General features: G+C 75.3%; 10 protein-coding genes. 3 read left to right on the forward strand and 7 right to left on the reverse strand.

Going from position 1 to position 11,397, the window contains the following annotated elements; all coding sequences use genetic code 11:
• Window positions 1-152: 152 nt before the first annotated feature.
• The 6 genes from ACFXGA_RS37235 to ACFXGA_RS37260 all read right to left on the reverse strand — a co-directional run bounded on the left by ACFXGA_RS37235 (window position 153) and on the right by ACFXGA_RS37260 (window position 6,436).
• Window positions 153-1,265, reverse strand: coding sequence for a hypothetical protein (locus ACFXGA_RS37235; protein ID WP_378096875.1), 1,113 nt, complete (start codon window positions 1,263-1,265; stop codon window positions 153-155).
• Entirely contained in the window at window positions 1,265-2,668 is a 1,404-nt protein-coding gene (locus ACFXGA_RS37240; RefSeq protein WP_378096878.1) for a hypothetical protein, read from the reverse strand. Before ACFXGA_RS37240 ends, ACFXGA_RS37235 begins: the two co-directional genes overlap by 1 nt.
• Before the next feature lie 168 nt (window positions 2,669-2,836).
• A complete protein-coding gene (locus tag ACFXGA_RS37245) occupies window positions 2,837-3,424 on the reverse strand; it encodes a TetR/AcrR family transcriptional regulator (RefSeq protein WP_378096881.1) in 588 nt (195 codons plus the stop codon).
• Between the two features lie 31 nt (window positions 3,425-3,455).
• A complete protein-coding gene (locus tag ACFXGA_RS37250; protein WP_378096884.1) occupies window positions 3,456-4,832 on the reverse strand; it encodes an MFS transporter in 1,377 nt (458 codons plus the stop codon).
• Window positions 4,833-4,943: 111 nt separating this feature from the next.
• Window positions 4,944-6,173 (reverse strand): amidohydrolase family protein, encoded by a 1,230-nt coding sequence (locus tag ACFXGA_RS37255; protein WP_378096887.1) that lies wholly within the window; start codon window positions 6,171-6,173, stop codon window positions 4,944-4,946.
• Window positions 6,170-6,436, reverse strand: coding sequence for a hypothetical protein (locus tag ACFXGA_RS37260; protein ID WP_378096890.1), 267 nt, complete (start codon window positions 6,434-6,436; stop codon window positions 6,170-6,172). The genes ACFXGA_RS37255 and ACFXGA_RS37260 overlap by 4 nt, the downstream gene beginning before the upstream one ends.
• A gap of 122 nt (window positions 6,437-6,558) precedes the next feature.
• On the opposite strand from ACFXGA_RS37260, the gene ACFXGA_RS37265 reads away from it, so the two are divergent.
• Both ACFXGA_RS37265 and ACFXGA_RS37270 read left to right on the forward strand, forming a co-directional pair.
• A complete protein-coding gene (locus ACFXGA_RS37265) occupies window positions 6,559-8,730 on the forward strand; it encodes a putative bifunctional diguanylate cyclase/phosphodiesterase (protein WP_378096893.1) in 2,172 nt (723 codons plus the stop codon).
• A 65-nt stretch (window positions 8,731-8,795) separates the two neighbouring features.
• Window positions 8,796-10,106 carry an APC family permease gene (locus tag ACFXGA_RS37270; protein WP_378096896.1) on the forward strand — a complete coding sequence of 437 codons (1,311 nt, stop codon included), beginning with the start codon at window positions 8,796-8,798 and terminating at the stop codon, window positions 10,104-10,106.
• Between the two features lie 27 nt (window positions 10,107-10,133).
• On the opposite strand, the gene ACFXGA_RS37275 is transcribed toward ACFXGA_RS37270, so the two are convergent.
• The gene (locus ACFXGA_RS37275; RefSeq protein ID WP_378096899.1) at window positions 10,134-10,685 is read right to left on the reverse strand and encodes a DUF488 family protein; all 552 of its coding nucleotides are present in this window, start codon (window positions 10,683-10,685) and stop codon (window positions 10,134-10,136) included.
• A gap of 193 nt (window positions 10,686-10,878) precedes the next feature.
• Between ACFXGA_RS37275 and ACFXGA_RS37280 the strand changes: the two genes are divergently transcribed.
• Window positions 10,879-11,259 carry a hypothetical protein gene (locus ACFXGA_RS37280; RefSeq protein ID WP_378096901.1) on the forward strand — a complete coding sequence of 127 codons (381 nt, stop codon included), beginning with the start codon at window positions 10,879-10,881 and terminating at the stop codon, window positions 11,257-11,259.
• Window positions 11,260-11,397: the final 138 nt, after the last annotated feature.

Consider the following 11,397-nt stretch of genomic DNA (forward strand, 5'->3'; position numbering starts at 1 on the left):
CGTCAAGGGGGCGGTTCCAGCGTCAGGTGCGGTAGGGCTGGAAGTGCCCCCTTGACACGCGCGGTAGGGCTGCGCCAGGTCGGCGGGATGACACGGAACCCTTCTGTTGGGGAAGGGCGGCGTGGTGGTGGTGCACTTGGGGGTGTGTGTTGTCAGCCGGCGCGGTAGCGGGCAAGGACGTCTTCGCGGAGCAGTGCGCCGAAGCCGGCGGCGTCCAGGCGCAGGCCCAGTTGGGCGTCGGTGATGCCCAGGGCGGAGGCGGCGGTGGGGAGGTGCCAGTCGTGGGCCGCCAGGGTGGTCAGCAGGTGGCCGCGGCGGACCTGGGACTCCGACAGGCGGAACGTCTTCAGGTAGGCCAGGCGGCCGTCGCGGGCGGTGATCAGTTCGCCGATGTGGTTCTCCTGTTTGAGGCCGAACGCCGGCAGGAAGCGGGACAGAGTGTAGTCGCCCAGCCGGTACGTGTGGCGCACGGTGTGGGGTTCGGCCAGGAGGCCGTCCGCCATGGTCCGGTCGTGGAAGCGGGACCACTCGGCTTGTTCGCGGGCGGCTGCCGCGCGGAGGTCGGCCAGTGACGTGATGTCGTCGGGCAGTCGCACGTCGAAAGGTGGCACGGGCGTGGCCAGGGTGGCGTGGCGGTGGACGAGTTCGCCGTACATGTCCTGCAACAGGGTGGTGTGCAGGGCGCGGTAGTCGTCCGGGTGCGGGACGACGAAGGCGGCGGCCGGCGTGTCGGCCACGTACACCAGCACGCCGCACTGGTCCGGGTGGATCTCGAAGTGCTTGAGCGCGTCCGCGAGGCCCTGGACGTCGGCCCCCGTGTACGCCTCCTCGACGCGCGGTGAGAGGCCGCGGCGGACGGCGCGCTGCGACCACTCCTCCCACACCACCGTCGGGCCGCCGAAGTGCAGCGACAGGTAGCCCTCGACGGCGAGGTGCAGGGGCAGGAACCGCAGGCGGTCGCGTCCGACCCGCTTGGCCATCCGGCGGTGGAAGCGCAGGCCCATGCCGTGCGCGGGCGGTTGCGAGCCCTTCGTCAACTGGGTGCCGTAGGCGGCGACCGGGCGGTCGTCGCCCCACGTGGCGACGAAACCGTGCGGGATGTAGGACACGTAGTGCCTGCGGCGGTCCAGTTGGACGACGCCGATCTCGTCCCCGTGGACGCGGGCGTGCAGGCGCAGGCCGGTGATGGGCTCGTCCCGGGTCAACGGCACGAGTCGCACGCCGCCCCACACCTGGGCCGGGCGCGTGGTCAGGCCGGTCGGCATCATCCCTCCTCCAGGAAGCGGGCCACCCGGTCGTCGAAGTGCGCCCGCAGGTCCGCGACCCCGGCCCTGCCCTCGGTGAACCGGGCGAACTCGACCAGGGCGGGCACGTCCTCCGCGTCGCGCACGCCCACGGTCGGCACGGCGCGCGCGAGCCGCTTCACGTCGAAGTCGACCGCGTCGTACACCGGGTTGAGGTGGACCGCGACCACCCGGCGCTCCGGGTCGAGCCGCGTCCGCCACACCCGCAGCACCTCGGCCGCCAGCCCGTACGGCGCGTTGTCCCAGCCGTCGGACACGATCAGCAGCCGGTCCGGCGCGTGCTCCAGCGCGTCGAGCACCCGCTCGCCCAGCGGCGTCATCCCGTACGGGTGGGCCAGCAGGGCGTCGGTGCGGCCGGAGGTCCACAACGGGACGTACTCGGACGCCAGCTCGGCCAGCAGGTGGTGGCACGCCAGGGCGACCGCCAGCGGGCGGCGGCGCTTCTGCGCGGACCCCGACGCCGAGAAGCTGTCGTCCAGCACGGCCGCGACCCGGCCCCAGGCGCCCGCGGCCCGCCCGGCGGCGCGCACGGCGGCCGCGCGCAGGGCGTCGGTCAGCTCGTCGCGCCGTTCGACGCGTTCGGTCATCGGCAGGGAGAGCACGTAGGAGGCGAGGCGGGTCAGCGGCATCGAGCCGAGGTCGATCGCCACGTCCGCGCCGCCTCGACGCGCGGCGCCCTGCACCCGCAGCCGTTCCAGCTTGGTCAGGCGGGGCTCGATGCGCTTGAGGAACGTCGCCCGGTCGATGCCGTGCTTGGCGGCGAACCCCTCGGCCACCGTGTACGGCAGCCCGTACACCGACGCCTGCTCGTAGTGCGCCCGCCGCCACGTCTCCAGCAGCGGGGTGTCGTAGCGGCGCCGGTGGCCCGTCGTGAACAGGAACGGGGCCAGCTCGCCCGCCGGCGCGACGTGCGCGTGCCGCAGCGCCCGCTTCAACCCGGTGCGGTACTTCACCGCGTCGAACGCCGGGTCGGGGCGGGCCGCGACCCAGTCGCGGATGATCGCGCGGGTGCGCCGGTTGTTCACCCGTGCCCGCCGCAGCACCCCGAACAGGTCGTACACGCGCTGCGGCGGCAGCAGCCGCAAGCGGCGCGCGATGAGCGCGCCCTCGACCCGCCGCTGCTCCTCGGTGGCGTCGCCGGTGGTCTCCAGCAGCTTGCGGACGATCAGCGCCGCGTTGTGGTCGTTGATGTCCAGCGCGAGCGCCGCCGCGTACAGGTCGCGGTAGTTGCCGATCACGTAGTCGTGCAGGAAGTCCAGCGACAGCCGCTGGTCCGCGGCCCCGCCGTGGAACTCGCCCTGCGCCGTGGACGTCGTCGCCGCGTTGATGAACATCATCATGTCGTCGGCGGTGAGGGCGTCCACGCGTCCACGCTCCGGGGGTGTCGGGGTGCCGACCGGGGAGTGGGGGCACGATCAGCGAATCGTCGCTTCCAAGGCGGGTTCCGGAAGTCGCGCCGGAGTCCCGCGGCCGGCCGGCGAACTGTAGCAACGACCCGCTGCGCGGCGCCCGCCATTTCGACCGACGCGGGCTCAGCGGGCGCCCGCGCGGAACCCGTCGATCAGCAACTCGATCAGCCGCGCGCTGTGGTCCTGCCCCGGCGGCGAGTTCTCGCGCGCCCACGCGGCGGCCGTGATGGCGGTGAACAGCTCCTCGGCGGTCAGGTCCGGGCGCACCCGGCCGGCTTCCCGGGCACGGGCCAGCAACGCGCCGCCGGCGGCGTGCATCTCGACGCACGAGCGGTGCAGGGGCGTGCCCTCGTCGTAGGTGCTCGCCGCGAGGAACCCGACCAGGCCCCGGAACGTGCTGCAGTGCGCGACGGCCCGGTGGATCCACGCGGTGAGCGCGCCGACCGGGTCGTCCGCGGCCGCCTCGGCGAGGCGTTCGGCGTCGGCGCGCAGGTCGTCCAGGCTGTCGCGCACCGACGCCTCGATCAGCGTCTCGCGGGTGGGGAAGTGGCCGTACAGGGTGCCGATGGCGACGCCGGCGGCACGGGCGACGTCCTCCAGCGCGGCGTCGGTGCCCCGGGCGTCGAACGCCTCCCGCGCGGCTTCGAGGATGCGGTCGTAGTTGCGCCGCCCGTCCGCGCGCTTGGGCCGTCGGGCCAGGTAGGCCGTCACTGATCCCTCCAACCGGCTGGTGACGCCCAGGCTACCGGGCGGCGCGGCGCGGGCCGAACCAGAACACCAGCGACACCAGGACCGCGAGCACGGCGATCCCCGCGCTCCAGGCGAACACCGAGGAGACCGCGTCCGCGCCCCCGTCGCCGGCCGAGAACGGCAGCAGCAGCACGGCGAGGCCGATCGCGCCGCCGACGGTCAGGGCGGTCTGGAGGATGCCCGCCGTGATCCCGGTGTCGGCCGGGTCCGAGGAGGACAGCACGATCACGTTGACCGGGACGATCGCCAGGCCCACGCCGACGCCCAGCACCACGATCGCGGGCAGCACACCGGCGGTGTACGTGCTGTCGCCGTCGAGCCGGGACAGCCACCCGAAGCCCGCGGCGACCAGCACGAGCCCGGCGACCGCCCGGACCTGTGGGCGCACCTTCGCCACGCGCCCGGCGAGGACCTGGGTCGCGACCAGCAGCGCCAGCCCGAACGGCAGGATCGCCAGACCGGTGCGCAGCGGGTCGAAGCCGAGCGGGCCCGCGAGGTACAGGCCGGTGTGGAACAGGAAACCGGTCAGCACCGAGGCCAGCAGGAGCAGGGTGGCGAACCCGCCGACGCGTTCCCGGCCGGCGAAGACGCGGCGCGGCAGGAGCGGCTCGGCGGCCCGCCCGTCGACCACGACCAGCACGGCGACCAGCGCCGCCGACACCGCCAGCGGCACGAGAGCCCCGGGCGCGAGCCACCCGTCCTCGGCGGCGCGGACGAGCCCGAGCACGCCCGCGGCGAGCGCGAGGGTGACCAGCACCGCGCTCGGCGCTCCCAGCGAACGCGCCCGAATGCCCTCGTCACGGGTCCCGACGGCGCGCAGCGCGACCGCGATGACGAGCACGCCGACCGGCACGTTGACCAGCAGGCTCCACCGCCACTCGCCGACCGCCGTGAGGAGCCCGCCGAGGATCATGCCGGAGGCCGCGCCGAGCCCCGTCACGGTCGAGTACAGCCCGAACGCCCTGGCCTGCCGCTCGCCCCGGAACAGCGCGGCCAGCAGGGCGAGGCCGGCGGGACCGGCGATCGCCGCGCCCGCTCCCTGGAGCACGCGTCCCGCGATCAGGACCTCGAACGCCGGCGCCAGGCCCGCGACGAGCGACGCGACCGTGACCAGGCCGATCCCGGCGAGGAACACCCGGCGGTGGCCGAGCACGTCCCCGAGCCGCCCGGCGGGCAGCAGGAGGCCGCCGAAGGCGACGAAGAAGGCGTTGAGCACCCACGACGCCGCGGCCACGTCCACGCCGAGGTCGGCGCGCAGGGACGGGAGGGCGACGGTGACGATCGTGCCGTCCAGTTGCAGCAGGAACTCGGCGCCGACGATGGCCGCCAACGCGAGACCCAACGGGCGGGACCGGGCCTGGGTGGTCATGGGACTGCTCCTCAAGTCGAGATGGCCTCGGGATAACGGCGGGAGTTAACCCGAGGCAGCCTCGACCTGGCAAGCGCGTCCACTCCGTGAGCGCGCGGGCACCGACGCGGCTCAGAGCCGGGACACGCCGCCGGCGCGGTGCAGCACGACCGAGCCCTCGCGCATCACGAAACCGACCTGTCCGGTGACCTCGATGTCCTCGAAAGGGTCGCCCGGCACGGCCACCAGGTCCGCGGTCGCGCCCGGCGCCACCCGGCCGAGGTCGGGGCGGTCGAGCAGGTCCGCGGCGACGCTGGTCGCGGCGCGCAGGGCGCGGACCGGCTCGACGCCGAGCCGCGCCATGGTGGGGAACTCCCGCCAGTTGTCCTCGTGGGGGAACAGGCCCGCGTCGGTGCCGAAGGCCGGCACCACGTCGGAACCGGCCACCAGGGCGGCGGTCGCGCGCAGCCCGTCCGCGTGCCCGCGCAGCTTCTCCCGGACCTCCGGCGGCCTGCCGGCCCGGAACTCCCCGTCGTCCACCCGGTCGAGGAGGTGTTCGACGCAGTACCACGTCGGCACCAGGGGCACCCGCCGCCGCACCAGCAGGTCGAGGGTGTCCCGGCCGATCAGGCTCCCGTGCTCGACCGAGCGCACGCCCGCCCGCACGGCCCGCACCACGGCCTCGTCGTTGAAGGCGTGCCCGGCGCAGGGCAGGCCGAGGTCCGAGGCGGCGGCGACCAGCGCGTCCACCTCGGCTTGGGAGTAGCCGACGTCGGTGGGGCTGTCGACGGCGGAGCTGAACCCGCCGCTGCCCGCGAACTTGATCCAGTCGGCCTTCGCCCCGGCCTGTTCGCGGACCCGGCGCACCACCTCGGACGCGCCGTCGGCCACCACGCCGACCTCCACGCCGAACCGGGCGGTCAACTCCGGTTCCTTGTCGCCGTGCGAGCCGCGCGCGGACAGGATGTTCGGCGCGACGACCATCCGCGGGCCGGGGACGACGCCGTCGGCGACCGCGTCGCGCAGGGCGGTGGTGATCGGCTGGTCCGAGCCGCCGAGGTCGCGCACGGTGGTGAACCCGTTGGCCGGCAGGGTGCGCAGCGGCGGGATCGCGCGCACGGTCTGCTCCGCGACCGGCGCGGTGTCCAGGCTTTCGTCCACCACGTGCACGTGGCAGTCGATGAATCCGGGCAGCAGCGTGTGCCCGGCCAGGTCGACCACGTCGGCCCCGGCCGGCGCGGTCACGCGCTCCCCGACCTCGGCCACGCGCCCGCCGCGGACCAGCACGCGCGAGCGCGCGACGGGCCGGTCGCCCACGCCGTCCCACACCCGGTCGGGCACCGGCAGGACCTCGCCGCTCACGACCCGCTCCCCGCGTCGGCCGGCTCCTCGCACAGCCGGTCGATGTGGCGGGTGGTCACGTGCGGCATGACGACCAGCTGCGCGCGGCTCCCGTCGGTGTTCATGTGCCGGCGCCGGCACAGCGGCTCCGGCGGGGCGTCGAACAGCACGATGGTCGAGTGCGGGGCCCGTTGCGGGTCGCGCCCCGCCTCGACCGGCCGCCGGTAGGCGTAGTCGGTCGTCTCGAAGCACCGCCGGACCCGGTCGGCCCGACGGGTGCTCACGGTGTGTAGCCGGATGTCCCCCGTGAGGGCTAGGATCACGCGGCGCTCGGCGGCGCGGTATCGATGCCGGGCGCCATCGTCGGGTTCCGGTGCGCGGCTGTCGCGCTTTGCCTGGGAGGGGTGTGGCACGTCGGGTCGGCGCGGCCGTCGCGCTCTCTGATGACGCCTTCGACGTGCGGGCGGGTCTCCGCCGCGTCCGACGGTGGACCACCGCGTTCGCCTGGGTGGGCGCGGTCGTGTTCGCGGCGCAGGTGGCGTTCACCGGACCCGCGCCCTTCGGCGCGGCCGTCGCCCTGGTCGTCGTGGTGGTGACCGGCGGGTGGGTGCTGCGGCCCGGCCGGGACGGGTGGGGCGTCGTCTCCACCGAGACGGCCGCCATCCTGGCCGGGGCCTTGCTGCTGTCGGCCCCGCAGCCGGTGCTCGGCTTCCTCTTCGGCGTCACGGTCCGCCGGGTGCTGCTCGACGGTGACTACCGGTTCCCGGCGCGGGCCGTTTTCCCCGTGCTGGGGTACCTCGTCGGCGTGGGGGTGACGGTGCTCAGCGGTCGCGTCCACCCCGGACCGGAGGCCCTCGCGCCGGTGCTGATGCCGTTGGTGGGCCTGGTCGTGGAATCGGTGGCCCTGTACGAGACCGCGCGGGCCGCCCGCCTGGCCGACGCCGCCCGCGACCGCGCCGACCGCGCGCACCGGACGGCGGAGGCCGCGGTGCGCGCCAGCCCGGTGGGCCTGGTGCTCCTCGATGGCGGCCGGCCCGAGCTGTTCAACGACCGCGCCGCCGACCTGCTGGGCTGGGACGAACCGGGCGCGGTGCCGTGCCCGCACGGCGCGGACCTCACCGCGTGCGACCGGGGCTGCGCCCGGCCGGGGCCGGAGCCGGTGGAGCTGCGGCTGGAGCGGCCCGGCGCCACGCTCGCGCTGCACCCCGTCGCCGTCCGCGACGGCGGCCGGGGCGGTCGGGTGATGGTGGCCGTGGTCGACGTCACCGCCCGGCGGCGGTGGGAGGACGAGCTGCGCGAGCGCTCCGAGTGCGACGAGCTGACCGGGCTGGTCAACCGGCGGCACTTCCTCGACCTCGCGGACCGGGCGCTCGGCGAGGGCCGCGACGTCGCGCTGCTGCTGATCGACCTGGACCACTTCAAGGAGGTCAACGACGTCGAAGGGCACCAGGCGGGCGACCGGCGGCTGGTCGAGGCGGCCCGGCGGCTGCGGACCGTGACCGGCGGCCCGGACGTGGTGGCCCGCCTCGGCGGCGACGAGTTCGCCGTGCTCACGACCTCCGCCGACGACGCCGCCCACCGGGCCGGCCAGGTCCTGGCCGCCCTCGCCGCGCCCGACGCCGCCGGCGGCGACACGGGCATCCGGTCGAGCATCGGCGTCGCCGTCGCCGGTCGGGACGGCACCGGCCGCACCGCCGAGGACCTGCTGCGCGACGCGGACGTGGCGATGTACGTGGCCAAGCGCGAGGGCGGGGGACGGGTGCGGTCGTTCCGCCGCGCGATGGGCGAGGACGTCGCCGCGCGGCAGCGGGACCGGGCCGACCTGTCCGCCGCGCTGGGCAACGACGAGCTGGTCCTGCACTACCAGCCGATCATCGACCTGGCCTCGGCGCGCACCACCCACGCCGAGGCGCTGGTGCGGTGGCAGCGACCCGGGCACGGCCTGCTCGGCCCCGACCGGTTCATCGGGTTGGCCGAGGAGAGCGGGCTCATCGTGCCCCTGGGCAGCCACGTGCTGCGCACCGCGTGCGAGCAGGCGGTGCGCTGGCAGGACCGCGGCCTGGCGCTCGGCGTGGCGGTCAACGTCTCACCCGGCCAGTTGGCCGGCGACCGGTTCCCCGCCGAGGTGCACGAGCTGCTGACGGCCACCGGGCTCGCGCCGGGGCGGCTCACGGTCGAGGTCACCGAGTCGGTCTGGGCCGACGAGGACGCGATGCGGGTGCTGAGGGAGGTCCGCGAGCTGGGCGTGCGGGTGGCGCTGGACGACTTCGGCACCGGCTACTCGTCGCTGAACTACCTGCGCCGTTACCCGTTCGACCTCGTCAAGATCGACAAGTCGTTCACCGACGGCCTGGGCGAGGACCGGCGGACCGAGGGCGTGGTGCGGTGCATCATCGACCTCGCCGCCGCGCTGGGCGCCCGGACGGTCGCGGAGGGCGTCGAGACGGCGGCGCAGGAGCGCTGGCTGCGCGACGCGGGCTGCGACTACGTGCAGGGATACCTGTTCGGCAAGCCCGACCTGCTGGAGAACTGGCGCCCCGACCTGCTCGCCGCCGCGAACCCGGTGTCGCCCCCCTGACCCCGCGTGCCGGGCGCGGCCCGTCGTCCTGGCTTCGGCGTGCGGCGAACGGGGTACTGGACGGCATGGTCTCCTCGCTCAAGCGGGCAGTGAGCACGCCCCTGCTGTACTTCTTCATCCTCGGCGACATCCTCGGCGCGGGGGTGTACGTGCTGGTCGGGTCGGTCGCGGGCGAGTCCGGCGGCGCGGTCTGGCTGCCCCTGCTCACCGCCCTCCTGCTGGCCGCGCTGACCGCGGGCTCCTACGCCGAGCTGGCGACGAAGTACCCGCGGGCGGGTGGCTCGGCCCACTACGCCACCAAGGCGTTCGGCCCGGCGGTCGGCTCGTTCACCGGGTTCTGCATGCTCGCCGCGGGGGTGGTGTCGGTCGGCGCGCTGGCCAGGGCGTTCGCCGGCGACTACCTGCGCGAGCTGGTCTCGTTGCCGACCGCGCTGGTCGTGGTGGTGTTCCTGGGCGCGCTGGCGCTGCTCAACATCCGCGGCATCAAGGAGTCGCTCGGCGCGAACGTCGTGGCCACGGTGATCGAGGTCGGCGGCCTGCTGCTGATCATCGGCCTGGGCGCCTGGGTGGTGCTGCGCGGTGACGCCGACCTCGGCCGGCTGACCGAGGTCGGGACCGGGGACCAGGGGGTCCTGGGCGCGACGCTGGCCGGCGCGGTGCTCGCCTACTACTCGTTCGTCGGGTTCGAGACGTCGGTGAACCTCGCCGAGGAGGTGAAGGAGCCGCGCCGGTCCTACCCGCGGGCGTTGTTCGGCGCGCTGCTCACCGCCGGCGCGGTGTACCTGCTGATCGGCGTGGTGGCCTCGGCCGCGGTGCCGACCGACCGGCTGGCGGCGTCCAGCGGTCCGCTGCTGGAGGTCGTGCGCCTGGCGGGCGCGGTGCCGGAGGGGCTGTTCAGCCTGGTGGCGCTGGTCGCGGTGGCCAACGGCGCGCTGCTCACCGGCATCATGTCGTCCCGGCTGGCCTACGGCATGGCCCGGGACGGCCTGCTGCCCGCGCCGCTGGCCCGGGTGCTGCCGGGCAGGCGGACGCCGTGGGTGGCGGTCCTGGCCACGACGGCCGTGTCGCTCGCGCTGGCGTTGACCGGCGAGGTGGCGGCGCTGGCCGAGACGCTCGTGCTGTTGTTGCTGGTGGTGTTCGTGGCGGTGAACGCCGCCGTGCTCGTCCTGCGCCGCGACGAGGGCGAGGCCGACCACTTCCGGGTGCCGGTCGTCGTCCCGTGGCTGGGGCTGGCGTCCTGCGTGCTGCTGTTCACCCGGATCGACGGCGCGGTCTGGGTGCGGGGTCTGATCCTGGTCGGCCTGGGAGTCGTGCTCGCGGCGGTGAACCTGGTGCGCGGGAGGCGTTCGGCGCCGGCCACCGGACGAGCCGCCTGACCGGCGCGCCGCGCCCGGCGGTCGGCTTCACGCGTCGTACCCGAGCAGGCCGTCGTCGCGCAGGCGCACGCCCGGCGTCGGCTCGTGCGCGGTGAGGCGTCCGTCGTGCATCAGGTGGTGCACGCGCAGGCCGCGCGCCACCACGGCGAAGTCGGCGATCAGCCGTCGGTGGCACCGCCACCACACCGACTCGCTGCACATCACCGCCGTGCGCTCCCCGCTTGCCTGCCCCACCAGCACGTCCATCGCCGTGACGAACTCCGGGTTGCGGGTGTGGGCGGCGTACCCGCGGAACGACGCGTTGCGCCACACCGCGTCCGGCGAGTCGGGCGGTGGTTTTCGGAAGCCGCCCAGGCGCTGCTCCCACCGGTAGCCGATGCCCTCCTCCGGCAGCCACCGCGCCAACCGCTCCCGCGCGAGGTCGGGGTCGCGGCGGCTGCCGGGCGCGGTTCGGACGTCCACGACGGACGTGACGCCCGCGCCCCGCAGGAGGTCCGCCAACGCGGCCCGGTCCGCGGTGCCGTGGCCGAAGGTCACGAGGTCGGGGTTGGCCGAGGGAGCGGTCCGGTCGGGGGTCATGACCCCGATTGCAGCAGCTCCCGGCGCGCACCGCAGCACACCGCCCGGACCGCGGTGCCGGTGGAGTCCCGCGCACGGCGCCGGTTCCAGGGCCGCGGAGTGCCGCCGAGGGAGCGGTACCGCGGGGCGGTGCGGCGCACGTAGGCTGTCCCACGCCCGGAAGGGCATCGGTGCGGTGAGGAGAGTCGGGCAGGTGCGGACAGCAGCGCGGGCGGGCCGGTTCGGGCTCCTGCCTGCCTTGCTGTTGGTGCTGCTCGGGGTGGGCGTCGTCGTCGCCCCGCACGTCGCCGACGGCTACGCGGCCCCGTACCCGGTGTCGGACCGGCCGGTGCTCGGCGAGTCGGCATCCGCCGCGCCCTCGGTGGACGACGACCTCCACGACTGGCTCCGGCTGTCGCTGGCGGCACGGCAGGCGCCGGCCGCGGACCTGGCGCACACCTGGTGGGCCGTGCTCGGCCGGACCGGTGACGCGCACGTCGCACCGGGACGCCCGGTCGGCGGCGCGGTCGGCGGCGAGGGGAAGGCGGCCGCCGAGCGGACGCCGTGGACCAGCCGGGCGCCCCCGCGCGGCTGAACCGGACGACCCGCAACCGCTCCGACGCGCTGTCCCGCGCACCTCGCACGAGGTGACGCGGTGGACGGCGCGCGGGCGTCGACACCCCGAACCCCCCGGCCCCGTCGGGCACGCCCCGCACCGCCACCACCGTGGACC

Source organism: Actinosynnema sp. NPDC059335 (assembly GCF_042752395.1).
In the GTDB taxonomy this organism is placed as follows: domain Bacteria; phylum Actinomycetota; class Actinomycetes; order Mycobacteriales; family Pseudonocardiaceae; genus Actinosynnema.